The organism is Tateyamaria sp. LSS28, assembly GCF_059611725.1.
The window spans coordinates 118,025-143,215 of record NZ_JCAPFI010000004.1 but is presented as its reverse complement, the minus strand read 5'-3'; the positions used below and the strand labels follow the sequence as shown (position 1 = coordinate 143,215).

General features: G+C 58.0%; 23 protein-coding genes. 5 read left to right on the top strand and 18 right to left on the bottom strand.

Annotation, left to right across the window (positions count from 1 at the left end; translation table 11 throughout):
- Nucleotides 1-43: 43 nt before the first annotated feature.
- Genes AC53L6_RS13190 through AC53L6_RS13180 form a run of 3 tightly spaced genes read left to right on the top strand, consistent with a single transcriptional unit; the run spans nt 44 to nt 3,311 of the window.
- Nucleotides 44-1,048: an ABC transporter ATP-binding protein gene (locus AC53L6_RS13190; protein ID WP_299201599.1), complete on the top strand. Its 1,005-nt coding sequence runs from the start codon at nt 44-46 to the stop codon at nt 1,046-1,048.
- Nucleotides 1,045-1,818, top strand: coding sequence for an L-iditol 2-dehydrogenase (locus AC53L6_RS13185; RefSeq protein ID WP_496908172.1), 774 nt, complete (start codon nt 1,045-1,047; stop codon nt 1,816-1,818). Before AC53L6_RS13190 ends, AC53L6_RS13185 begins: the two co-directional genes overlap by 4 nt.
- Complete coding sequence (locus AC53L6_RS13180) at nt 1,818-3,311, top strand: mannitol dehydrogenase family protein (protein ID WP_496908171.1); 1,494 nt, start codon at nt 1,818-1,820, stop codon at nt 3,309-3,311. The genes AC53L6_RS13185 and AC53L6_RS13180 overlap by 1 nt, the downstream gene beginning before the upstream one ends.
- A 15-nt stretch (nt 3,312-3,326) precedes the next feature.
- Here AC53L6_RS13180 and AC53L6_RS13175 read toward each other — a convergent pair whose 3' ends face one another.
- The 7 genes from AC53L6_RS13175 to AC53L6_RS13145 all read right to left on the bottom strand — a co-directional run bounded on the left by AC53L6_RS13175 (nt 3,327) and on the right by AC53L6_RS13145 (nt 11,785).
- The gene (locus AC53L6_RS13175) at nt 3,327-4,451 is read right to left on the bottom strand and encodes a Gfo/Idh/MocA family protein (protein WP_496908170.1); all 1,125 of its coding nucleotides are present in this window, start codon (nt 4,449-4,451) and stop codon (nt 3,327-3,329) included.
- A gap of 11 nt (nt 4,452-4,462) precedes the next feature.
- Nucleotides 4,463-5,218 carry a sugar phosphate isomerase/epimerase family protein gene (locus AC53L6_RS13170; protein WP_496908169.1) on the bottom strand — a complete coding sequence of 252 codons (756 nt, stop codon included), beginning with the start codon at nt 5,216-5,218 and terminating at the stop codon, nt 4,463-4,465.
- 12 nt (nt 5,219-5,230) lie between these two features.
- Nucleotides 5,231-7,621 (bottom strand): beta-mannosidase, encoded by a 2,391-nt coding sequence (locus tag AC53L6_RS13165; RefSeq protein WP_496908168.1) that lies wholly within the window; start codon nt 7,619-7,621, stop codon nt 5,231-5,233.
- 6 nt (nt 7,622-7,627) lie between these two features.
- Nucleotides 7,628-8,701, bottom strand: coding sequence for an ABC transporter ATP-binding protein (locus AC53L6_RS13160; protein WP_299698676.1), 1,074 nt, complete (start codon nt 8,699-8,701; stop codon nt 7,628-7,630).
- A gap of 3 nt (nt 8,702-8,704) precedes the next feature.
- Nucleotides 8,705-9,532 carry a carbohydrate ABC transporter permease gene (locus AC53L6_RS13155; RefSeq protein ID WP_366141792.1) on the bottom strand — a complete coding sequence of 276 codons (828 nt, stop codon included), beginning with the start codon at nt 9,530-9,532 and terminating at the stop codon, nt 8,705-8,707.
- Nucleotides 9,533-9,587: 55 nt separating this feature from the next.
- Complete coding sequence (locus AC53L6_RS13150; RefSeq protein ID WP_299201576.1) at nt 9,588-10,490, bottom strand: carbohydrate ABC transporter permease; 903 nt, start codon at nt 10,488-10,490, stop codon at nt 9,588-9,590.
- A gap of 68 nt (nt 10,491-10,558) precedes the next feature.
- Entirely contained in the window at nt 10,559-11,785 is a 1,227-nt protein-coding gene (locus AC53L6_RS13145) for an ABC transporter substrate-binding protein (protein WP_299201573.1), read from the bottom strand.
- Between the two features lie 187 nt (nt 11,786-11,972).
- Here AC53L6_RS13145 and AC53L6_RS13140 point away from each other — a divergent pair, with 187 nt between their 5' ends.
- Complete coding sequence (locus AC53L6_RS13140; protein ID WP_496908167.1) at nt 11,973-13,028, top strand: LacI family transcriptional regulator; 1,056 nt, start codon at nt 11,973-11,975, stop codon at nt 13,026-13,028.
- Nucleotides 13,029-13,031: 3 nt separating this feature from the next.
- Here AC53L6_RS13140 and AC53L6_RS13135 read toward each other — a convergent pair whose 3' ends face one another.
- From AC53L6_RS13135 to AC53L6_RS13100, 8 genes are all read right to left on the bottom strand, one after another.
- Nucleotides 13,032-14,177 (bottom strand): M56 family metallopeptidase, encoded by a 1,146-nt coding sequence (locus AC53L6_RS13135; protein ID WP_299770066.1) that lies wholly within the window; start codon nt 14,175-14,177, stop codon nt 13,032-13,034.
- Complete coding sequence (locus AC53L6_RS13130; RefSeq protein WP_189370976.1) at nt 14,164-14,559, bottom strand: BlaI/MecI/CopY family transcriptional regulator; 396 nt, start codon at nt 14,557-14,559, stop codon at nt 14,164-14,166. The genes AC53L6_RS13135 and AC53L6_RS13130 overlap by 14 nt, the downstream gene beginning before the upstream one ends.
- An 80-nt stretch (nt 14,560-14,639) precedes the next feature.
- Nucleotides 14,640-15,038: a DUF2160 domain-containing protein gene (locus AC53L6_RS13125; protein WP_496908166.1), complete on the bottom strand. Its 399-nt coding sequence runs from the start codon at nt 15,036-15,038 to the stop codon at nt 14,640-14,642.
- A complete protein-coding gene (locus AC53L6_RS13120; RefSeq protein WP_496908165.1) occupies nt 15,038-15,835 on the bottom strand; it encodes a carbohydrate ABC transporter permease in 798 nt (265 codons plus the stop codon). The genes AC53L6_RS13125 and AC53L6_RS13120 overlap by 1 nt, the downstream gene beginning before the upstream one ends.
- 147 nt (nt 15,836-15,982) lie before the next feature.
- Nucleotides 15,983-16,846, bottom strand: a complete 864-nt coding sequence (locus AC53L6_RS13115; RefSeq protein WP_189370973.1) for a carbohydrate ABC transporter permease — start codon at nt 16,844-16,846, stop codon at nt 15,983-15,985.
- On the bottom strand, nt 16,843-17,916 hold the full coding sequence (locus AC53L6_RS13110; RefSeq protein WP_496908164.1) for an ABC transporter ATP-binding protein: 1,074 nt from the start codon (nt 17,914-17,916) through the stop codon (nt 16,843-16,845). Before AC53L6_RS13110 ends, AC53L6_RS13115 begins: the two co-directional genes overlap by 4 nt.
- Before the next feature lie 100 nt (nt 17,917-18,016).
- On the bottom strand, nt 18,017-19,081 hold the full coding sequence (locus tag AC53L6_RS13105) for an ABC transporter ATP-binding protein (RefSeq protein WP_496908163.1): 1,065 nt from the start codon (nt 19,079-19,081) through the stop codon (nt 18,017-18,019).
- A 93-nt stretch (nt 19,082-19,174) separates the two neighbouring features.
- Nucleotides 19,175-20,908 (bottom strand): ABC transporter substrate-binding protein, encoded by a 1,734-nt coding sequence (locus AC53L6_RS13100; protein WP_496908162.1) that lies wholly within the window; start codon nt 20,906-20,908, stop codon nt 19,175-19,177.
- 460 nt (nt 20,909-21,368) lie between these two features.
- Between AC53L6_RS13100 and AC53L6_RS13095 the strand changes: the two genes are divergently transcribed.
- Nucleotides 21,369-22,451 carry an alcohol dehydrogenase family protein gene (locus tag AC53L6_RS13095; protein WP_496908161.1) on the top strand — a complete coding sequence of 361 codons (1,083 nt, stop codon included), beginning with the start codon at nt 21,369-21,371 and terminating at the stop codon, nt 22,449-22,451.
- Nucleotides 22,452-22,488: 37 nt separating this feature from the next.
- On the opposite strand, the gene urtE is transcribed toward AC53L6_RS13095, so the two are convergent.
- Genes urtE through urtC form a run of 3 tightly spaced genes read right to left on the bottom strand, consistent with a single transcriptional unit; the run spans nt 22,489 to nt 25,191 of the window.
- Nucleotides 22,489-23,184 carry an urea ABC transporter ATP-binding subunit UrtE gene (urtE, locus tag AC53L6_RS13090; protein ID WP_496908512.1) on the bottom strand — a complete coding sequence of 232 codons (696 nt, stop codon included), beginning with the start codon at nt 23,182-23,184 and terminating at the stop codon, nt 22,489-22,491.
- A 1-nt stretch (nt 23,185) separates the two neighbouring features.
- On the bottom strand, nt 23,186-23,926 hold the full coding sequence (urtD, locus tag AC53L6_RS13085) for an urea ABC transporter ATP-binding protein UrtD (protein ID WP_299201539.1): 741 nt from the start codon (nt 23,924-23,926) through the stop codon (nt 23,186-23,188).
- Complete coding sequence (gene urtC, locus AC53L6_RS13080; protein WP_299743797.1) at nt 23,923-25,191, bottom strand: urea ABC transporter permease subunit UrtC; 1,269 nt, start codon at nt 25,189-25,191, stop codon at nt 23,923-23,925. The genes urtD and urtC overlap by 4 nt, the downstream gene beginning before the upstream one ends.

The following is a 25,191-nucleotide window of genomic DNA, read 5'->3' as shown; positions in this document are numbered from 1 at the left end:
CCGCGCTCAAGTAGCAAAGCGGTAGCGCATAAGAGGAAAACCAATGGGACGTATCGTACTTGAAAACGTGACCAAGAGCTTTGGGGATGCCCAGGTGATCCCCCCCTTGGACCTGGCCATCGAGGATGGCGAGTTCGCGGTATTTGTTGGCCCCTCGGGCTGTGGCAAGTCTACACTCCTGCGCCTGATCGCCGGATTGGAGGAGACGACATCGGGTAAGATCCAGATTGATGGCGAAGACGCAACGCAGGTGCCGCCATCAAAGCGCGGGCTGGCGATGGTGTTCCAGTCCTACGCCCTGTATCCGCATATGACAGTGCGCAAGAACATCGCCTTTCCCCTGCGGATGGCAAAGATGGACCAGGCCGAAATCGACAAGAAAGTCGAAGGGGCCGCCAAGATCCTGAACCTTGTTGATTATCTCGAGCAGAAGCCGGGGCAACTCTCTGGCGGGCAACGCCAGCGGGTTGCCATCGGCCGTGCCATTGTGCGTGAACCGGCGGCGTTCCTGTTTGATGAACCCCTGTCAAACCTGGATGCGGCGCTGCGCGTCGGTATGCGGTTGGAAATCTCAGAACTGCACAACCGTCTGAACACAACGATGATTTATGTGACCCACGACCAGGTCGAAGCCATGACCATGGCCGACAAGATCGTGGTGCTGCGCGCAGGTAACATCGAACAGGTCGGCTCGCCGCTAGATCTCTATCATACTCCGCGCAACGTCTTTGTGGCCGGTTTCATCGGTTCGCCCAAGATGAACATTATCGATGGCCCCGAAGCGGAAAAACTGGGTGCGACCTCGATCGGGTTCCGGCCTGAACACACGGATGTCAGCACCACCGAAGGCAAGTGGAAAGGCCGGGTCGGCGTGGCCGAGCATCTGGGGTCCGACACGTTCATACACGTGCACGACACCGGGCTCGCTGACATGATCACTGTGCGCATCGCCGGAGACATCGCAGTGACGCATGGCGATGACATCTATCTCACGCCGCAGATGGACAAGCTGCACAAGTTCGGCGCTGATGGATTGCGCATGGCATGATACGATTGGCGGGTAAATCGGCACTGATCACCGGGGCCGCGCGCGGCATTGGCCGCGCCTTTGCCGAAGCGTATTTGCGCGAGGGCGCACGTGTGGTCATCGCCGATATCGACGCAGAACGGGCAGCCGAAACAGCATCTCAACTGGGTGACGGCGCGTTTTCGGTGCACTTGGATGTGACGGATCAGGCCAGCATCGATGCAGGCCTTGCGACTGCTATCGAACATGTTGGTGCTATCGACATTCTGATCAACAACGCGGCCATCTTCTCTGCCGCTCCTATCACGGAAATCACGCGCGACGACTACCAGCGCGTATTCGACATCAATGTCTCAGGCACCTTATTCACTTTACAGGCCATAGCGCGCCACATGATCGACACGGGGACCAAAGGGGCGATCATCAACATGGCAAGCCAGGCCGGGCGGCGGGGAGAACCTTTGGTTGCGGTTTACTGCGCGACCAAGGCCGCCGTTATCTCGCTGACCCAATCCGCAGGGCTGAACCTAATCCAGCACGGCATCAACGTGAACGCCATAGCGCCGGGTGTGGTGGATGGCGAACACTGGGATGGGGTCGATGCGTTCTTTGCCAAATACGAGGGCAAAGCACCGGGGCAAAAGAAGAAGGAAGTGGGCGACGCCGTTCCCTATGGCCGTATGGGGACAGCCAAGGATCTGACCGGCATGGCCGTGTTCCTTGCCAGCGACGAGGCCGAATACATCGTCGCCCAATGCTACAACGTTGATGGCGGACAATGGATGAGCTGATGGCAGATGGTTCAGAAAGACGGCACGCCGTACCACTCACGGACGCGGCGCTTGCAATGCTGCCCAGCGGCGTCCTGAGCCCGACATACGACCGGTCGATGCTGCGGCCCGGCATTGTCCACATAGGCGTTGGTAATTTTCACCGGGCGCACCAGGCGTGGTATCTGCACCGGCTCATGCAGGCCGGTTTAGCGCAGGACTGGGCAATCATTGGCGCAGGTGTGCGCCCAGGTGATGCTATCATGCGGGAAAAGCTGCTGGCGCAAGACTGTCTGACAACGTTGGTTGAGCTTGACCCAAGTGGGACCTCTGCCGAGGTGGTCGGATCCATGATCGACTTCTTGCCAGTTGAACCTGACAACGCCAGCCTGATTGCGGCGATGTCCAACCCGAATGTCCGGATCGTGGCCATGACCGTCACCGAGGGTGGCTACTATGTCGATCCCAAGACTGGCGGACTCGACCTCACGCATCCGGACATCGTGCACGACGTTGCTCACCCGGATTCCCCGTGCACAGCGTTTGGCGCGATTGTTGCAGCTCTGTCAAAACGCAAAGCCGCAGGCCATGGGCCATTCACTAGCCAAAGTTGTGACAACCTTCAGGGGAATGGCGATATCCTTCGAACGATTGTCGTATCACTGGCCCGCGCAACGGACGAGGATTTGGCGGACTGGCTCGAAACCCATGCCACATTCCCCAACTCAATGGTGGATTGCATCGTGCCTGCCACTGGCGCTGACGAAATTGCGCTCGCCGCCCAGCTTGGTATCAATGACGCAGCGCCCGTGACCCATGAAAACTTCCGACAGTGGGTGATCGAAGATGCATTCTGTGCGGGTCGCCCGGACTGGGACAAGGCTGGTGCCATCTTCACAGACCAGGTTCATTCATACGAAGCAATGAAGATCCGCATCCTCAACGCAGGTCATCAGGTGCTGGCTAATGCAGGTGAGTTGTTGGGACTGGCAACCATCGCCGATTGCATGGCCCACCCGACCCTGCGCAGGTTTTTCCGCAAGGTGCAGATGGACGAAATAGTGCCTCATGTCGCCGAAGTGCCCGGGTTTACGCCAGCGGCTTACGTTGACCTGATTGAACCGCGGTTTGCCAACAATGCCATCCGGGACACCACACGCCGCGTAGCCTTTGACGGCTCATCCCGCCACACCGGCTTTGTCTTGCCGATCCTACGGGATGCCATTCAGGCAAACGGCGCCATTGCCGGGCTCAGCCTTGTCGAGGCGCTTTGGGCCCGCATGTGCGCCGGCACACGCGAAGACGGAAGTGCAATTGAAAGCAATGATCCGCATTGGGAAACCCTGACCATTGCCGCCCAAAAGGCAAAGACCACCCCCCAAGCATGGCTGGCACAAACCCAATACTATCAGGAGCTGGCTCAGGTCCACGACTTCAGCCAGCAGTTTGAGACATGGTTGCGCCTGATCTGGTCAGACGGGGTAGAGGCGGCGCTCAACGCATACACTGCGTAAAGCGCCCGACCTTCCCTATTTGAGTAAGGCCTGCGCCGCATCTGCGGTAAGCGGCTCGGGCCTTTCACAAGTGGTGGTCAGCGTAACCATTTCGCCGCGTTCCCCGGCCTCAAGGATCGAGGTCATCACATCCACGGCGTGCAGGGCCAGTTCTAGCGAGCAGCGATGTTGTAGACCTGAGTTCATCGCCGCAGCCATGTCGGCCAGCCCGGCCGTACGGTAGTTGGCCTTCGCAACGCCGTTGTTTTCTTGATTGGGAATTCCGAATGGATGCGTCTCCGTTTCAAGAGCGGTCGTGTCGCCCTCGGCACTCACGATCTCAACGTCGCCCGAAAACCAGTTGGGATCAGGCAGGAACATGCTGCCCGACGTTCCATAAAGCTCCATATGCCCATGCCGGTGCGCCCAAACATCCCACGACGTCGACAAAGTGATGCTTGCCCCGGAATGGAAGTCCAGCAATGCATGGATGTTGGTGGGTGTCTTGACCGAAATCACTTCGCCGCGGCGCGGTTCGGACAGGATGGTTCTTGTGTCTGCAGGTGTTGTGGTCAGCGCACCGACCCGACGCACCGGACCAAGCAACTGGATCAGGTTGGTCACATAGTATGGGCCGATATCCAGCATTGGCCCGGCACCCGGCAGGAAGAAGAAGTCCGGGTTCGGATGCCAATGCTCCATCCCATGGCTCATCACATGTGCTGTGCCCGCGACCACATCCCCAATCTGGCCCGCATCCAATGCCGCTCGCGCCGCCTGATGAGCTCCGCCCAGGAATGTGTCCGGCGCAGAGCCGATGCGCAGGTTCTGCGCTGCTGCCAACGTACGAAGCTCCTCGCCCTGCGCTTGGGTCAGCACGATCGGCTTCTCTGAATAGGCGTGCTTACCTGCCTGCAGGATCGCACGCGTCACCTCGAAATGCGCGTCGGGGATTGTGAGGTTCACAACAATGTCGATATCGTCCGCCGCCAGCAGATCCTCCACCGTATGCGCGCGAACATCGAATGCTGCTGCCTGCGCATTGGCCGCTTCGATGTTGAGGTCCGCAACCGCACGTACCTCCAGCCCTTTGAACAGGGGCGCGAGCGTCAGATAGGCGGTCGAGATGTTACCGCACCCAATGATTCCAATGCCTTGCATGGAAGTCTCCCTTAAAATGTCTGCGTGGCGTCGAACGCACGTTGCGCAAAACGGCGGTGGTCGCTGGGGTTGTCGTGTTCCATCACGAAATGTCGCGTGCCTACAGCCCGCAGCGATTGGAAGAGCGATGACCAATCCATGATCCCATGCCCCACATCGGCCCAGCCATCTTCGTCTTGGGCCTCACCGTCAGGCGCAATGTCTTTGAGATGCGCAATCGCGATACGCGATCCGTACTTTGCAACGGGGATCATTGGATCGGCACCCGCGCGCACGGCCCATGCGACGTCATACTCAAACAACACGGTGGGCGCGCTTTCGAGGATCAGGTCCATTGGCAGCGGCCCGTCGGCAAGTGGTACGAATTCGAAATCATGGTTGTGATAGGCAAGTTTCAAACCGGACTTCGACAGCTCCTGCGCGACCGCAGCCAGCCGCTGCCCAAAGGCGCGCCACCCGTCAGCCGTAGTCGGGCGGTCATCCGGCTGAATGTATGGAATGACGATCGTTTCGATCCCGAAACGCGACGCGAGCTGCGCCACGGCACCGGGATCGTTTTCACACATATCAAGACCAACATGGCAACTGGGCATCGTCAGCCCGTGTGCTTGCAGCCCACGTTCAAGCGCATCGACACCTGCACTGTCCGCGAGTAAAGCGCTGTAGCCTTCAACATGCGCATATCCGATCTCGGCCAGCAATTTGAGCGTATCCTCAAGCGGCGGAAACAGGCGGGAACTGTAGAGCTGGTAAGACAATGCGGTCATGTCGGTAGCCTTTCATATATGGTGAGTGGCGGAATGAAGATCACGGATTGTGAATTCCGTGGTGACGCTCGGGTCAGCCGGCGTGAACTCAGTGGTGACAGGTCGGCCCGGCAGCAGATCAAAGGCGTTGTCGCTGAAACGTCCAGGCATGTCCGCCTCGACGGCAACGTACAGGGCAAGCGCGGCGGACGTCAGCGTGACGGCATATTGGCCGTCCTGTTCAGTAATTTCGGTCGAGATACTGGCGGGTCCGAGCCTATACGCCTTGTAAGGGCGCGCCGCGAAGTGATCGGATTGACGCAGCCTGTCATTCGCGGTCCAATCAAACATCAGTATCTCGTCATCGTTCAGAGCGGCGTGCGGAACAACAAGTGCTGAAATGGCGGTGTCGACGCAGGCTTCGACAGATGCTGTCCCTACGGTCCGCATCCGACCATCCATGGACACAGCAAAGGCTTCGACCTCGACCTGCGCGGCGTCGGGCTGATCGTTTACGACAAGCAGTTCCACACCGTCTGCGTTGGGAACGGCCGACACAATAACATCGGCATAGAAACGACGCGCGACGTGGTGCAGCAGTTTCCAACCCCCGCCGTGATCCAGACTGGACCACGAACACACAGGCCAGGTGTCATTCAGCTGCCAGTACAGTGCGCCCATGCAATGCGGCTTGAGGCTGCGCCAATGGGTTACCGCTGTCTTGATCGCGAGCGCCTGCTGGACCTGGCTGAGATAGACGAAGTTCTCGAAACCAACCGGAAAACGGAAATAGCGGAACATCGTCTCGGCAATCCGCGCGTTGCCGCCTGCGTTCTTCTGATGGCTCTCCATCACTGGGGCGGCAATGTTGAAATCAGCGGGATCAGCAAAGCGCCGGATCACGTCCATGGATGGATAAGATTGGAACCCGAATTCGGAGCAGAACCGTGGCGACACATCACGGTAGTGATCAAAGTCCCGCCCTTCGTGCCAAACGGACCAGAAATGCATGTCGCCGGACCGGTCATCATGCCATGCATCGCCAAAGCTCATCGGGCCCGGCGATGGGCTGGACGGCCACCAGATGGCATGCGGTGCGGTCTCTCGCAGAGCTTTCTCAAGTGTTCTGTTCAACCGGTCGTATGCAACGAGATAGCGATCACGATCTTGCCGGCTTTCTTCGTACCAGTTCAACGCACCGAGCAATTCGTTGTCGCCACACCACAATGCAATGCAGGCATGATGGTTCAGGCGCGCAACCTGTTCGCGCACCTCGGCGTCTACATCTGCCAGAAAGTCATCAGTCGCCGGGTAGAGGTGGCACGCAAACATGAAGTCGTGCCAGACCAGCAGGCCCAACTCATCGCACAGGTCATAAAACCAGTCAGGCTCGTACCGGCCACCACCCCAAACCCGGATCATGTTCATGTTGGCATCAACGGCCGACTGAAGCAGATCACGGCAGATGTCAGGCGTGATCGCCGATCCAAGAGCATCCGCCGGTATCCAGTTCGCCCCTTTCATAAAAACGGGGCGCCCATTCACATGCAAAGCAAAACCTGTGCCCGTCTCGTCCTTGGCGGTCACAAGCTGAACATCTCGAAAACCGATGCGGCGCGTTGCAGTCAGGTCGCCAACAGCCACTGTCAGCACATGCAGTGCCTGCTTGCCATGGCCAGCAGGCCACCAAAGCTCGGCGCTACCAAATTTCAGCGCCACTGTTGCAGTGTTGGATATGACCGGTGCGCAGGCCTCCTGCCCACACAACGACACCCGCAGGTCTGCGCCGTCGTCAATCCCTTCGGTCTGGACAGTCGCCGTGACCGTTGCCCCGGTCGCGTTATGATCTTGAGCAACCGCGATGGCGGAAATACGCGGTCCGTGCTTTTCCAACCGGATATCTCCGTACATGCCGAAGGGTGCGAGCGCGATGTTCCAGTCCCAGCCAAAATCGCACTCCGGTTTGCGCAGCATGTTGCCATGAGGGAGAGGGCAATTGTCAGCCTGAAACGGCACTGGAAACGGTTGCGCATCAGCAAGCGCCTTGGCCGCGCGCGGCGCAGATCGAAAATGTAGCGTGATCACGTTTTCGCCCAGGATCAACGCATTAGAGATGTCCACGCGATGTGTGCGAAACATGCTGTTGGCTTGCAGAACGGTTTGCCCGTTCAATGACACGTCAACAACCGTGTCCAGCATCGACAGGACCAGCGTCATGTTTCGCTCAGTGGCCCGGAACGTTCGGGTCAGCAGCCAGTCGCGATCCGAAATCCAGCGCAGGTCATATTCATTCTGCCCCCAATAAGGATCGGGAATAATGCCCGCGGCACGCAATGCACTGATCCCGTCGCCGGGCAGCGACATTGGCGCAGAATACTGACCCGTCTCGTCCGACAGGTGCCATTGGCCACTGAGGTCAAGCATGAAGCGTCAGAGCCTTTCCTCGGTCGACTTGTCGAACATGGACGCGCGCGCAGGATCGAAACCGATCAGGATGCGATCGCCCGTTGAAACGGCGGCTTGCCCATCCATACGGATCCGCAAAGGCACTCCGGCCAAGGCGGCCCATGCCAACGTGTCCGACCCCATCGGTTCAACGATGTCCACTGTCACTTCAGCCGTCACAGGCAAGTCTTTGGCGGCATCTCCGGACAGGATGTGCTCGGGCCTGATACCCAACCAGGCAGAGCCTCCTGTCGCGGCACCTTGGAACGCATAGCCATCCAGTGAAAACCGCTCTCCGCCCGTTGAGAAGGCACCTTGTTCAACCTCACCTTCGAAGAAATTGATCTCGGGACTGCCAATAAACCCAGCCACGTACTTGTTCCGCGGACGATTGTAGATCTCGGTCGGTGTATCCAGTTGCTGGATGATCCCACCCTTCATGATGGCGATCCGGTCGGCGAGTGTCATCGCCTCGACCTGATCATGGGTCACGTAGATCATCGTGTTTTTCAGGTTGTGGTGGAGGCGTTTGATTTCGACCCGCAGATCGGCGCGCAGCTTGGCATCAAGGTTTGATAAGGGTTCATCGAACAAGAACACATCCACATCGCGCACCAGCGCGCGCCCAATAGCAACGCGCTGGCGCTGCCCGCCAGAGAGGGCGGCGGGTTTGCGGTGCAAAAGCGGCTCGATCTGCAAAATCTCGGCGGCGCGGGCCACGCGCTGCTTGATCTCGGCCTTGGCCATCCGCGCGTTTTTCAGGCCGAAAGACAGGTTCCCCTCAACCGTCATCTGCGGATAGAGCGCATAGGACTGGAACACCATGCCGATGCCTCGGCCTGACGGTTCCTCCCATGTGACATTGCGGTCGTTTATGTGGATTTCGCCATCGGTGGGATCCAGCAGCCCCGCGATGCAGTTCAGCAAGGTGGATTTCCCGCAGCCCGAAGCACCCAGCAGCACAAGGAACTCGCCCTCGGGAATATCGATGTTGAGGTTGTCCAGCACAGTCAATGCGCCGAATTTCAAAGTCAGGTCTTTGACAAGTACAGAAGTCATGGATCAGCCTTTCACCGCGCCAGCGGCGATACCCCGGACAAACAGCTTGCCGGAAGCGAAGTAGATGATGAGGGGAACAAGACCGGTCAGCAGCGTGGCGGCCATGTTGACGTTGTATTCCTTAACGCCCTGCACCGAGTTGACGATGTTGTTGAGTTGCACGGTCATCGGATAATCGGCAGGCTTGGTGTAGATTACGCCGAACAGGAAGTCGTTCCAGATGCCCGTGACCTGCAGGATGATTGCCACCACGAAGATAGGCAGGGACATGGGAAGCATGATGCGGAAGTAAATCCCCCAGAACCCGGCCCCATCGACGCGGGCGGCTTTGAACAGCTCCTCCGGCACCGAGGTGAAGTAGTTGCGGAATAAAAGCGTCAGGATGGGCATACCGAATACCGTGTGCACCATCACCAGCCCCCAGATGTTTCCGTACAGCCCCATCTCACGCAGGATGATCACAATCGGGTAGATCATCACCTGATAGGGGATGAAGGCCCCTAGGATCAGGATGGTGAAGAACACCTCGGACCCTTTGAACTTCCAATTTGCCAGCGCGTAGCCGTTCACGGATGCAATCGCGATGGACAGGATCACAGAGGGGATCAGGATCTGGACCGAATTCCAAAAGCCGCGGCTCAGCCCCTCGCAATTGATGCCCGTACAGGCTTCGGACCACGCCTTCACCCACGGCTGGTATGTGACCTCGACCGGTGGGGCAAAGATGTTGCCGATGCGGATTTCCGGCATGCCTTTCAGCGACGTGACAATCATCACATACAGCGGCAGAGCGTAGTACGCAGCGACCACGATCAGGGTGCCGTAAAGCATGATATTGGTTCGGGAAAAGCGGGGGCGGGGTTTTGGTCCGCGTGGGATCACAGCGTCAACCACGTTTCTTCCCTCCAAATTCTAGGTAGGCCCACGGGATCAGAATGACGATCACACTGACCAGCATCATGGTCGAGGCGGCAAAGCCCTGACCCAGATTCTGGGCGCGGAACATGTAGTTGATCACGTATTTTGCCGGCACTTCGGACGCGATGCCGGGACCGCCATTGGTCTGGGCGACGACCAGATCATAGATTTTGATGATGCCAGAGGCGATCAAGACCAGCGCCGTCACAAACACGGGGCGCATCATTGGAATGATGACGCGAATATAGGTTTTGACGGTACCGATGCCGTCAACGCGGGCGGCTTTCCAAATGTCTTCATCAATCCCGCGCAGACCGGCCAGCATAATCACCATGATCAGGCCTGTTCCCTGCCACAATCCCGCAATCAGGATGCCGTAGATCACGATGTCAGGGTCATTCAGTGGATTGAAGGTGAAGCTTTCCCAACCCAGCGACCGCACGACACTCTGAACTCCCAGATCAGGGTTGAGGATCCATTGCCACGCCAATCCCGTGACCACAAAACTAAGGGCGAAAGGATAGAGGAAAATGGTGCGAAAGACGTTTTCACCCCTGATCTTGCGATCCAGCAAAGCGGCCAGCGTAAACCCGATCACCAACGTGAAGATCATCGAGAAGAAACCGTAGACGGCCAGGTTTTCGATTGAAATCAACCAACGCCGCGTGCTCCACAGCCGTTCATACTGGTCCAACCCGACAAAATTCATCTTGGGCAGCAGCTTGGACGACGTGAAAGAGTACAACACCGTCCACGCTGTTCCGCCGACAAAAACGACCAATGCCGTCAGAACCATCGGCACCGATGCAATCTTGGCCGACAGGTTGCGAAACAACCCGGAGGGCTTCCGCGCATTCGAAGAAGAAGACATGACACACCCCGTTACATGCAAATGTCCACCTGCCCGGAAACCCGGGCAGGTGGCTGGGAGGTGCGCCCTTACTCTGCGGACGCGATGATATCGGCGTAACGCTCCTGCGCGTCATCCGCCGACATGTCGGAGGTCCAGAATTCGGCCATCAGATCCTCGATCTGCGTTTGCGTGTCGGCCGTCAGGTTCATATCACCCGAGGGCATGATCCCACCCGCTTTGAGGATATCGAGACCCTTTTGCATGCAGTCATTCGCAGCGCTCAGATCCACATCGCCACGCACGGGCAGCGAACCTTTCTTAAGGTTAAAGGCCACCTGCACCTCGGGCGAGATCAGGGTGGAAGCCAGCGCCATCTGCGCCGCTTTCGTATCCTCGTTGTCGATGACAGGGAAATAGAACGCGTCGCCACCGGTATCGAGAATTTCGTTCACACCAAGACCCGGCAGGCACGTGTAATCCTCACCGGCAACTTGACCAGCCATCTGGAATTCACCCTGCGCCCAGTCGCCCATGATCTGAGCCCCGGCTTTGCCGGTGATCACCATGTTCGTCGCCAGATTCCAATCCTGTACGTTTGAGTTGGCGGCGAAGTTGCGCGCGTCGACTGCCGCTTCGAACACAGCAGCGTATTCCGGTCCGCGGGCGGCATCCGCATCCTTGTCGACCACAACTTTGCGCCATGCATCCAGACCCGCAATCGCAATGGTCATCACACCAAAGGCACCATTCTGCTGCCAGCCCTGCTGGCCCATGGCGAGAGGCACGATACCCGCCTCTTCCAGCTTGGGCGCGGCGGCGGCAAAATCGCTCCAGTCAGAGGGCACGGGTGTGTCGATCTTGGCAAAGGCGTCATGGCTCAACCAGATCCACTGCCACGAATGGATGTTCACGGGAACGCAATAGATGCGCCCTTCAAAGGTACAGGCATCCAGGAGTGAGGACGGATTGACCAGATCCTTCCAACCTTCTGCCTCGGCCAGTTCTGTAAGATCGGTCATCAGACCAGCCTCGATCAATTCTTCGGCTTGGCGACCATGGTTCAGCTGCGTGGCCCCCATCGGGTCACCGCCCAGAATGCGGCTGATGATGATCGGACGGGCTGTGCCGCCAGACCCGGCAATTGCACCGTCAACCCACGTGTTGCCGGTCGCGTCAAACGCTTTTGCGAACTCGGCAACGGCCGCAGCTTCGCCACCCGATGTCCACCAGTGCGTCACTTCAAGTTCGCCGGCATGCGCCATGGACGCCGTGCACAGTGCAGCGGACGCCATCAGTTTTGCGATTATTTTCATATTGAGTCCTCCCTGACTTCTAAATCGTTATAGTAATTGCTACAACGATTTAGATTTTTCGATCAAGCTAGAATTTTGCTATGGCTCGAATTAATCATCGACGAATATGTAACGGGTTGATTCCGTTATGATTGAACGTGAGGCGACACAGGTCAGAATCGCGTTTGCGTACCGTAAGGGGGCCGGAATGAGCAAATCAGGCACATCGGAGACACCCAAAAAAATTGAACTTGCACCAGGTGAGCGACCGACGTTGAAAACAATTGCGCGGCTGTCTGGCCTTGCCGTTCCAACCGTGTCACGAGCCCTCGCCGATGCCCCCGATATCCGGCAAGATACAAAGACACGCATCCGCGACATCGCGAACCAGATCGGCTATCGCCCCAACCGCGCCGGCGTGCGCCTGCGCACCGGACGCACCAATGTGATCTCGCTCGTGATGTCGACCGAACACGACGCGATGAACAACACCGGGCGCCTGATTTCAGCTGTCACATCCGCCTTACGAGGCACGCCATATCACGTGATCATCACGCCCTACTTTCCCGATGAGGATCCGATGGTTCCCATCCGCTACATCGTCGAAACCGGATCGGCGGACGGGCTCATCATCAACCAGACCGAACCGGACGATGCCCGCGTGCGTTACATGTTGGAAAACAGATTTCCTTTTGTATCACACGGACGGACGGCCCTGTCCGAGCAGCATGCCTATTTCGACTATGACAACACCGCCTTTGGCTCATTGGCCATCAAAGCGTTGGCGGAACGGGGACGCAAACACGTTGCGATGCTGGCACCACCACAAACCCAGGGTTATGCGCAGAACATGATAGAAGGCGCGCGTGCCGCCGCCTCGGATGAAGGTGTGCAGTTCTCTGTCATCGAAGGGGCAACATCACACAGCACCGTCTCGATTGTGGAACAGGCGATGACAACCTTGTTCCATCAAGCTGACCGGCCCGATGCCCTTATTGCACCCAGCATAGGTGGTTGTGTCACAATGGTTTCCGCGCTTGAAAGACTGGGGCTGGTGCTGGAACAGGACTTCGACATTGCCGCGAAAGAGGCCGTGAGTTTCCTACGCCGATTTCGGCCGGGCATTCTGGTGCTCGAGGAGAACGTGGACGAGGCCGGAGATTTCCTGGCCCGCGCACTCATGCACAGGATCAGCCATCCCGACGAGCCTCCCATGCAACGGTTGGTCTATCCAGACAACAGTGCGTGGAAAGTAGACCGCTAGGCGTCAGTTCCGAATGCGCCCAAACGTCGAGAGGCGGTTGATCTCATCCAGCCGTTCAAGATTGACGACTGTCGACAGCATCAATCTGTCCTGGCTCCAATCCCCCGGCCTTTGAATGGCCATGGCCGTCAGCATGATGGCTGCGATCAGGGGCAACAGTGTCGCCAGAAACAAAAGGCGTGGGTGGCTCAAATGGCGCATATCAAGAAGCGAGGTGATCCGCCGTTCAAGGAACGTCATACGCCCATCGCGCAGGGCCGACCGATCAGCGGTGACCAATGTGACTTTTGGCACGGCAACCACAAACATGCGGTCGCGTCTGAGGGTCTGCTGGCAAACTGACAGCAACGTATCGCAATACGCACGGACGTCGATCCGGCCACGGGTCAGAACTTCGGTATCACACGCGAACTCGCGCAGGTTTTCCACCTGTCGCTTCCAGGCATGATAGGCCGGGTTGAGGAAGAAGAAAGGCTTCAGCGCTTCCAGCACAATCTCCCATTCGATATCGCCCTGACGCAAGTGCTGTAACTCGTGCGCCAACGTCACACTTAGTTCCTTAGGCTGGCCAAGCATGTGCGATGGAATGACAACGTAGTAGCACCAGAGGCCTCGTGTCGAAAACGGAACCAACGTCTTGTCGGACAAACGCAGTCGAACACGCCCGAACCTACGCCATGCGTAGCTGGCGGACACGATGCGAAACAGGCAGAACATCGAAAACACCAAACGCACTGTTCCGATTACCAGACCGACAAAGAACGCTGCGATGACCGTCCAGGCCCCCCATCCAACAGCATTGGTTACATTGCTCAGGAACGTGTCCCGCATATTCACGAGCTTCTCGAACTCGGTCGCCTGCATGCTGAACCCACCATTCAGATAGTAAGCAACAACCATATCCGACAGGTTGACGTTCACGGCCTTGGCGTAGCCGTTCGACTGCAGGGTCGTGAACAAAAGAATAAGGAACGGAGAGAAAACGATGGCCAGAAAAACACTGTTCAGCAGCCGCAGTTGCGTCGCGTAGCTGTGCGTCAAACCCAATCGGTAAAACAGGAAGCGTGCGGCGTACCAAAGGCCGTAGGCCACAACAAAAAGAATATTGGCATTAATGAATGCGTCGAGCAGCGCGTCACCCGGAATCATTTTTCAACCTCCGATCCACAAGCGCCCGGATTTGCCCCAATGCTTCCTCTGTCAGTGCATCATCGTTGACCAGCCTTGCGACCAAAGACGCAGGTGTATCGTCAAACAACTTCATCGACAGATCCTTGAGTGAGCGAGTCTGGTACGCATCCTTGCCCAGCGTCGGTTTGAAGACATGGCGCTTGCCATCCTTGCGGCTGGTCACAAATTCCTTTTGCTCCAGAATGCGCAGGATGGTGGCAGCCGAGGTGTAGGCCAGGTTTCGGTCTTCCGGCAGCTTGTCCAGAACGTCCCGTACAGTGCCCTCACCCAGATCCCAAAGTTCGGTCATGAACTCCAGTTCAACCTCGGTCAGCAGTTCGCTTTTCTTCTTTTGTCTCATACCGTCCTATCCAAGACGTATCGCTCACTCGTTACGCCGGGTGAGTAAATACGAACTCTTTCGTTTTACAAAACGCTTTCTCACACCTTCCAGAAACAGAAGACGCCCCACACGATGGCAAGGCCAAGCGGAATCCACAGCGGCTGCCCCATCAGGCCAAGCCACAACAGAAAGATATATGCCGATCCCAAAAGAGAGATGAACAGCCGATCACCCAGCGTCGTCGTCAGCCCAAGAATACCGCGCCGCTCGATCCCGTCCCGGTACTTGACCACCTCAAGCACGCCGATGATCGCTATGGCTCCGAAGATGCCACAGAACAGGGCGAACGTCGCCGGTGTCCACGCCATCCAGAACGCAGGCCACAGCGGATCGGTCCATGAAAACCCTTTTTCCTCCTGCTGGTTGGCAACATTGCCCCAACCCTGCGCGACAGCCGACGTCGGAAGCAGCGCAGCAAGATACATCAGTCGTTTCATCACACCCTCCCCAGGGCAAAGCCCTTGGCGATGTAGTTGCGGACAAAGTAGATCACGATAGCACCGGGGATGATCGTCAACGTCCCGGCCGCTGCGAGCAGTCCCAGTTCATAACCCGCAGACGATGCGGTCTTGGTCATTTCGGCGGCGATGGGTTTCGCCTGCACCGCCGTTAGCGTCTTGGCCAGCAGCAACTCAACCCAAGAGAACATGAAGCAGAAGAACGCAGCCACACCAACCCCCGCCTTTATTGTCGGCAGGAAAATCACAATGAAAAACCGGGGGAAGGAATAGCCATCGACATAGGCCGTCTCATCCAACTCCTTGGGCACGCCGCCCATGAACCCTTCCAAAATCCACACCGCCAGCGGGATGTTGAACAGGCAATGCGCCAACGCCACCGCAATGTGCGTGTCGAACAGGCCGACCGACGAATAGAGCTGGAAGAACGGCAAAGCAAAAACCGCCGCCGGTGCCATCCGGTTCGTCAGCAGCCAAAAGAACAACTGCTTGTCGCCAAGGAAGCGGTACCGCGAGAATGCGTAGGCCGCAGGCAGGGCAACAGCGACCGAGATCACCGTGTTCAGCGATACATAGATGATCGAGTTAATGTAGCCCCAATACCAGCTTGGGTCGGTGAAGATCACCCTGTAGTTCTCGAGCGTAAAAGTCTGAGGGAACAGGCTGAAGCCAGACAGTATCTCGTTCGTTGTTTTGAAGGACATCGCCACCAGCCAATAGATCGGCAGCATCAGGAACGCGATGTAAAGGATCGGGATGAGGGAGCGTTTACGCATGGCACATCCCTCTTTCAAACGGTCGTCCAACAGAACTGAGGGCAGCGACCGACCGCGGGCGTCGCGCTGAAAGCGCCCGCCCGGGGGGGCGGTCGGGCGCTGCCCGGCGGTGCCCGCCGTGCACGAGGCTTGAATGGAGCGTCCAGATCATTGCGCGTCATCCTTCGTCATCAGAGTATAGAACAGCCACGACACCAGCAGCGTGATCGCGAAATAGATCAGGCTCATCGCCGCCGCAGGGCCAAGGTCAAACTGCCCAAGTGCGATCTTCACCAGGTCGATCGACAAGAGCGTCGTCGAGTTGCCCGGCCCACCGCCGGTCAAAACGAACGGCTCCGTATAAATGTTAAAGCTGTCCATGAAGCGCAGCAGGATCGCGATCGTCAGAACTGTTTTCATCTTCGGCAACTGGATGTAGCGGAACACTTTCCATGGGGATGCCCCATCAATCTTGGCCGCCTGATAATAGGCATCCGGGATAGACACGAGGCCCGCATAGCTCAGCAGCACCACCAGCGACGTCCAGTGCCACACATCCATGACAATGATCGTCACCCAAGCGGCAAAGGGGTTCTGGGTCATGTCATAGGCAATGCCCAAAACGTCGTTCATAAAGTAGCCCAGCAACCCGATCTTCGGCAGGGTAAAGATGTTCCACATCGCCCCCACCACGTTCCATGGGATCAGCATGGGCAGCGCCATAAGCACAAGGCACACGGGCACCCACATGCCTTTCTTCGGCATGGACAGCGCGATGATAATGCCCAGCGGAATCTCGATGATCAGGATCAGAAAGGTGAACAGGAACTGCCGCCCCAAGGCTGCCTGAAACCGGTCCGAGCGCAGGATTTGTTCAAACCAATCCAGCCCCTGCCAGAAGAACACATTATTCCCAAATGTCTCCTGCACTGAATAATTGACCACCGTCATGATCGGCACCAGCGCGTTGAACGCGACCAGCAGCAGAACAGGCAGAACAAAGAACCACGCCTTTTGGTTTTCAGTCTTCATGTCCGTGCCTCCGTAGACAACCATCCGTCGCGATACAGACGCGTATGGTCAGGCCGGAAGGCGAGATGTATTTCTGCACCCTGCTCCGGCAATTCACCCTCAACGATGGCTTTGACAGCCGCATCCCCCACCATCGCTTCGACAACTGCGTGACGGCCCACGTCCGACACCTTGTGCACACGTGCAGGCAGACCTGCATCGGTCAGCGATACGAACTCGGGGCGCACGCCAATTTGCGTCATCCCCCCCTGCCCGGTCACTGCGCCTTCCAGCGCAACTTGGCGTCCCTGGAACCGCACCGCGCCATCACTTTCTTCGGCAGGCAGAACATTCATGCCGGGTGACCCGATGAAGTGGCCCACAAACGTATGCTGCGGCCGCTCGAACAACTCGACCGGGGTGCCGATCTGAACAATCTCACCGTCCTGCATCACCACAACCTGATCGGCAAAGGTCAGCGCCTCGGTCTGGTCATGGGTCACATAGATCATCGTCGCGCGCACCCGCTGGTGCAGCTCTTTTAGCTTCGACCGCAGTTTCCATTTCAGATGCGGGTCGATCACTGTCAGAGGCTCGTCAAACATGACGACGTTCACGTCATCACGGACAAGGCCACGCCCCATGGAAATCTTTTGCTTGTTGTCAGGGCTGAGGTGTGACGCTCGGATGTCGAGCATCTCCTCGACCTCCAGCATCTGCGCGATCTCTGCCACACGCTCCGCAATGCGTCCTTCATCCACCCCGCGATTGCGCAAAGGAAAGGCAAGGTTGTCCCGCACCGTCATCGTGTCGTAGATCACCGGGAACTGGAACACTTGCGCGATGTTGCGTTGATCCGGCGGCAGGTCCGTCACATCCCTATCATCGAACAGGATGCGACCCTCGGACGGGGTGAGCAGGCCCGAAATGATATTCAGCAGCGTGGATTTCCCGCAACCCGATGGTCCCAGCAACGCATATGCACCGCCGTCCTGCCAATCGAGGTCGATTTCCTTGAGTGCATAGTCCGCCGGTCCGCTTGGGGAAGGCAGATAGGAATGGCGCAGGTTCGAAAGCGTAATCTTTGCCATTACAGAGCATCCAGTTCTTGGCACAAATAGGTGTCGCCTTTCGCGTTCGCGCGAACAGCGAGAGGCAGCGAAAGGCGAAGCATTTTGAATTGGATGCGCGTCACGCCACGAGCCTCCCATCTTCTGCAAAGTAGAAGGCCTGAGATGCATCCATGTAGAACTCATGCCGCTCCCCCACTTCGTAGGGGTGCACGCCATGAGCCAAAGAAACCCATCCGTCATCGCCGATCTGAAAGTGTGCGCTGGACTCTGACCCGGACAATTCGGTAACCAGAACAGTGCCATCCAACTTAACATAATCTGTCCCCGCGGGGACAGGTGTCACGTGGTGGGGCCGGATGGCCAGCGTATAGTCACCGTCTGCGATATCCGCCGCTGGCCCAGAAAGCGCCCAGCTTGCCCCTGTTTCCATCTGCGCGGTCCCGCCTGACTTTGTGATCCGCGCGGCATTGATGGGCGGATCGGAAAAGACCCGTGCCGCCGTCAGATTGTCCGGCTTGCGATAGATATGAGCCGTCGTGCCAAACTGGGTGACGACACCATCGTCCATCAGCGCCGTCTTGCCCCCCAGCAACAGCGCCTCTTCTGGCTCGGACGTGGCATATACCACAACCGCACCGCGACCGGCGAACAACTCCGGCAGTTGCTCCCGCAGTTCTTCGCGCAGCTTGTAGTCGAGATTGGCGAGGGGTTCATCGAGGAACACCGCCCGACTTTCCTTAGCGATTGCGCGGGCCAGCGCGCACCGTTGCTGCTGGCCACCCGACAATTCCTGCGGGCGACGGTGCAGCATCGGACGCAATTGCAGGATGTCAGCTGCTTCTTCGACCCGCCCCTGAATTTCGGACTTCGCCATGCCTGCAACCCGCAGCGGGGAGGCGATGTTATCGAAAACCGTCATATGCGGATAGTTCACGAAAAACTGGTGCACGAGGCTGATGTTGCGTTTCTGCGTCGACAGTCGCGACACGTTCTGTCCGTCCATCCAGACCTCGCCATCGGCCAGTGGATCGAGGCCAGCCATCAGCTTGATCAAAGATGTTTTGCCCGATGCGGTCTGCCCCAGCAGGACATTAAAATGTCCAGGCTCCATCACCAGCGATGTGGGCTTGATATGGGTGATGCCGCGCACGCGCTTGGTAGCGTCTTTCAGCTCGAGTGTCATTGTTCCTATCCGCGAAGAATGAGGTCGAAGCACGCGCGCGTGCTTCGACCAGGTGTCAGCCCCCCATGTTGGGAAAGGGGACCGACGGGGAGTTTACTGCTGCCAGCGGGCAACCAGGTCGTCGTAGTTCACGGTCTCGCCTTGCGGCTTCTCGTTCTCTAGCTTCGGCTTGGCGCCGCCGTTGGCGAACCAGTATTCGGCGTCCTGCTCTTCGTTCAGACGTGGGCCACAGCCGCCATAGACACCGGCCGCTTCGTCCGCCTGCTGCATCCGAGCCATGGTGATGTCCATCTCCTCGGCCAGACGATCCATCGCCTGCTGCGGTGTGAAGGCACCCGAGTTCACGTCACCAATCTGCTGCCACCAGATCTGGGCCAGCTTCGGGTAGTCAGGCACGTTGATGCCGGTCGGCGACCATGCAACGCGGTCAGGCGAGCGGTAGAATTCCACCAGACCACCCAGCTTGGGCGCACGTTCCGTGAACGACTCGTGGTTGACCGAGCTGTCGCGGATGAAGGTCAGACCCACATGGGACTTCTTCACGTCGACCGTCTTGGACGTCACGAACTGGGCATAGAGCCAAGCCGCCTGTGCGCGCTCGGAAGGCGTGGATTTGAGGAAGGTCCACGACCCCACATCCTGATAGCCAACCTTCTGCCCTTCGGTCCAGTATGGGCCATGCGGGCTGGGCGCCATCCGCCACAGCGGGTTGCCCTCGTCATCCACGGTGTTGTTGCCTTCGGACTTCGGCTTGACCATGTCGGCGGTAAAGGCGGTGTACCAGAAGATCTGCTGGGCCACGTTGCCTTGTGCCAATGCGGGCAGCGACTGGTAGAAGTCATAGGACGCCGCACCGGGTGGTGCGTAGTTGCGCAGCCATTCATCCCATTTACGGATCGCGTAAACCGCCGCAGGACCGTTGGCCGCACCACCACGGGTCACACTTGCGCCCGCCGGGTTGCACGAACCGGCTTCCATGCGGATGCCCCATTCGTCAATTGGCACACCGTTTGGCTCACCTACCGAACCGGTGCCTGCCATGGACAGCCACGCATCGGTCATGCGCCAACCAAGGTCGGGCGCACGCTTGCCATAGTCCATGTGGCCGTAGATCGCCACGCCGTCGATTTCCTTGACGTCGTTCGAGAAGAACTCAGCGATGTCTTCGTAGGCCGACCAGTTGACCGGCACGCCCAGCTCATAGCCGTACTTGGCTTGGAACGCCGCCTTGTTGTCTTCGTCATCGAACCAGTCCTTGCGGAACCAGTAGAGGTTCGCGAACTGCTGATCCGGCAACTGGTACAGGTTACCATCGGGACCAGTGGTAAACTGGATACCCATGAAGTCTTCCAGGTCCAGCGTCGGGCTGGTTGTGCCCGCCCAGTCGCCCGCCATCTGCTCGGTCAGGTTATAGGCCAGCTGCAGGCGCGAGTGCGTCCCGATCAGGTCGGAGTCGTTGACATAGCCGTCATAGAGGTTCCGCTGGGTCTGCATCTGCGTTTGAACAGCCTGCACAACCTCGCCTTCACCAAGGATCTGATGGTTCACCTTGATGCCGGTGATTTCCTCGAACGCCTTGGTCAGCACCTCGGACTCGTAGCCGTGGGTCGGAATACCCTCGGACAGCACGTTAATTTCCATGCCCGAGAAGGGTTCAGCCGCCTGGATAAACCACTCCATCTCCGACATCTGATCATCCTTGCTGAGCGTGGATGGCTGGAATTCCTGATCAATCCATTTCTGGGCTGCCGCCGTATCGGCAAAAGCAGTCCCATGCCCCGCAATGACTGCAGCTACAGCCGTCGCGGAGAGAAGATACTTGCGCATCTTGTGTCCTCCCAAATTTCTATGTGAGCCGGATTTCGCCGACTGTGCTTACGATAGGCGCAAAGTAAATTTTCTGTCAAACTAAAAAGTTAGTAGAAATAAACTGTTTATAATCAATATTTTAAAGTCATCAAAGCCCTTTGAAACACTTCTATGGGCCACATTCTTTGACGACCTGAATCATTCAAGCGTGACGAGGATCAACCACGACTGCGGCAGAAAAAGGCGACATCTGTTTTCAATTCCAAGACCGCCCCAGGCAGTCTGGTGAACGATACGCCCGGTCAGTCGAACCTGTATACACCGCATATCCAACAAAGCACTGCTTCCTCCCAGCGATATTGTTTTGCACTGGACGCGCCCTTGCTGACCGTGGTCCATGGCCATTACGCGCGGTGTGGTTTTCATCTGATCCCCCTGCGTTCGAGCCACTGACGAACAGAACACCGGAGCCCTTTAGATGACGCTTCCCAAAACAATGAACGCAATGGTCACGATGGGTCACGGCGATCTGGATCAAATGGTCTGGCACGCCGAATGGCCGCGCCCGGACCCTGCTGAAGGCGAGGTTCTGGTCAAAGTTGGCGCCTGCGGGTTGAACAACACCGACGTGAACACCCGCTCGGGCTGGTACTCCAAAACCGTGACCGAGGCGACGACAGGCGGCGCCTTTGAAGAGGTCGGACAAGAGGACCCAAGCTGGGGCGGCGCACCTATCAGTTTTCCCCGCGTTCAGGGCGCGGATGTGTGCGGCACCATCGTTGCCGTCGGCGATGGCATTGATCCGGCGCGCATTGGCGAACGGGTGATCACAGACAACTGGCTGCGTGACCCGACGGACCTGAACAACAAGAACAAGACGGGCTACTTCGGATCGGAACGCGATGGCGGTTTTGCCGAATACACAACCATACCCTCCCGCAATGCTGTGGCGGTCAAATCCGATCTGTCGGATGCCGAATTGGCGACGTTTTCCTGTTCCTATTCTACCGCAGAAGGCATGCTGACCCGTGCCCGTGTGACAGATCAGGACACGGTGTTGATCCCCGGAGCGTCGGGCGGTGTCGGCGGCGCTTTGGTGCAGCTTGCCAAGCGACGTGGGGCACGTGTCATTGCCCTGGCGTCAGAGGTCAAGCATGCCGATGTTCAAGCTTTGGGTGCCGATGTCGTGCTGCCACGCGCGCCAATGAACCTGAAGACCGCTTTGAGCGGCGAAGCTGTCACCGTGCTGGCGGATGTTGTTGGTGGTGATTACTGGCCCACGATGGTCGACGTGCTGGAGCGCGGAGGCCGCTATACATGTTCCGGTGCCATCGCTGGCCCTATTGTCGACATGGATCTGCGCACATTCTACCTGCGGGACCTGACGTTCACAGGTTCCACCGTCATTGATCTTGAGGTCATGCCAAACCTTGTCCGGTACATCGAACAGGGCGAAATCCAACCCGCTCTGGCAGCCACCTACCCCTTGTCCGAGCTGCATGCCGCACAAACGGCATTCATCGCCAAACAGCACACCGGGAACATCGTTGTCGTGCCATAACGTCGGCACAGCACCCGCGTTGCGATGACATCGATGTCTAGACCGAGACAGCGCTCAACAACTCAGAGCGCTCAATCTCGGCCCGTTTTCCTTCAAGCTTGACCGCACCACGCTCAAGCACCGTGAAACGGTCGCCAAGACCGAAGGCAAAGTCGAAATACTGCTCGACCAGCACAATGGCCATCTGCCCCCGCTCCCGCAGGGTCGAGATGACCTCGCCGATCTGCTTGATGATGTTGGGTTGAATACCTTCGGTGGGCTCATCCAACAGCAAAAGCTTGGGTTCGGTGACCAGCGCACGGGCGATGGCAAGCTGCTGTTGCTGGCCGCCCGACAGGTCTCCACCACGACGATGCAGAAAATCCTTAAGGATGGGGAACAGATCGAAAATCTCGTCTGGAATTCTGTGTTTGCTACGTGGCAGGCAGGCAAACCCGGTCTCAAGATTTTCTTGCACAGTCAGAAACGGAAAAATCTCGCGCCCCTGCGGCACATAGGCGACGCCCTTCTGAGCAAGGGCATGGGCACTGGATTTGCCTATCTCTTCGGCATCCAACCGATAAACACCATCGCTGCGGACATGTGTGCCCGAGATAGCCTTGAGCAGACTGGTCTTGCCGACGCCGTTGGTCCCCATCACGCATGTGACCTCACCCCGCCGCGCCGTCAGGTCGATACCACGCAGGATTTCACTGCCGCCGTAATGCAGGGTCAGCCCTTCGATTTCGAGCAGGTTATCGGCCAAGGTACACCTCGATGACGGCTTCGTTGGATGTCACGTGATCAATCGATCCTTCGGCCAGAACCGAACCTTCGTGCAGGACGGTGACCTTGCAATCGAGGCGGCGGACGAATTCCATGTCGTGCTCGACCACCACAACCGCGCGAGTCTTGGCCGCCTCCACCAGTATTTCGGTTGTATGTTCGCGCTCGGCCGGAGTCATACCGGCGGCAGGTTCATCGACCAGAAGCAGGCGTGGTTCCTGTGCAAGCAGCATGCCAATCTCAAGCCATTGTTTTTGACCATGGCTCAATTCGCCCGCCTTGCGAGCGAGTGCAGCGACCAGTCCGATCTCACCGGCCAATTCTTCGACCCGTTCCTGGTCTGCGCGTGACGCGCGGAAGTTCAGAACGGCAAAGGGGGACCGTTTCTTTTTCAGCGCCAGCATCAGGTTTTCGGCAACAGTCTGGTCTTCGAACACCGTTGGGCGCTGGAACTTCCGCCCGACCCCCGCCTGCGCGATCTGGCTTTCTGACATCGATAGAAGCGATTGCGATTTTTCGCCCCAGAGTACGCGCCCCTCGTCAGGTCGCGTCTTGCCGGTCACGATGTCCATGAACGTGGTTTTACCTGCGCCGTTTGGCCCAATGACGGCGCGCATCTCGGCCTCGCCGATCTGGAAGGTCAGATTGTTGATCGCTTTGAACCCGTCGAATGAGACGGACACACCGGACACTTCAAGAAGTGTGCTCATGTCTCGGCCTCCTTTTCCCGCAACGCACCCGCGTCTGGGCCAAGGTCAGCGCCGTGGCGGCTGGGTGATCTTTTGCTCGCAATAAAATCAAACAGTCCACCTAGCCCTTTGGGCGCGAACAGAGTGACCACGACGAATGACAGTCCCAACAGGACTGTCCACCAGTTGACCCATTGGATCGTATAGAATCCAAGGTTGATGTCTGGCGCCTGACCGCCCGTGAAGTAGGTCGAGAGAAGCGAAACGAAAGCCGCGCCAATCACCGCACCGTACAGCCGACCACGCCCGCCGATAGCGACCCAGACCGCAAGATATATGGAGGCGATCGGCGCAATCTCGGCAGGGTTGATGATCCCTGCCTGTGGGTAATAGAGCGCGCCGGCAATGCCTGCGATGACCGCGGTGAGCGTGAAAATAAAAAGTTTGTATGCTTCGACAGGGTAGCCAAGGAACCGCACGCGGCTCTCGTCGTCGCGGATCGCCCGGACGACCGAGCCGAACTTGCCCGACACCACCCAGACACACAGCAGGTAGCCCAACCCAAGCGCCAGTGCCGACGCCCAGAAGAACCAGATCGACACGGTGGATTGCGGCACATCCCCCAGCCCCGGCAGGTTCTGTAGCCCGGAAAGGCCGTTGTTACCGCGCAACCCGCTATCGTTCTGGAAGAGGTAAAGCGACAGGGCGAGCGTCATCGCCTGGGTCAGGATCGACAGGTAGACGCCTGTCACCCGGCTGCGAAACGCGAGCCAACCAAAGACCAAAGCCAGCACCCCGGGCACCAGCACAACGGCCGCCAATTGTAAGGGCAGCGAATGGGCCACAGCCCAGATGGGCGGGAACTCGGAAGCACCTACAACACCAAAGATTTGCGCTGCGATCCCGTCCGAGATTTCCTGGGTCGTTGGTGGCAATGGGGCAGCTGACAGGCTTTGTACTACGATGATTTCGGTACGGGCGTACATCAACCACATGCCGATGGCGTAGCCCCCGATGCCGAAGAACGCCATGTGCCCGAGGCTCAGGATGCCGCAATAGCCCCAGACCAAATCCATAGCGAGCGCGACAAGGCATAGGCAGAGTGTCTTACCGAGTGTCTTGACGAAGCTGGTCGAGACCACACCGATGCCAAACCCTTCGGCCAGCACCGTCACGCCCAGAGTGAACAAGGCAAGGCAAGCCAGGAAAATCAGCACCGACGGGTTGTTCACCAGCAGAAACGTTGGCTTGCGTGCGGGCGCGGTATCAAGTGCGACGTTTGTCAT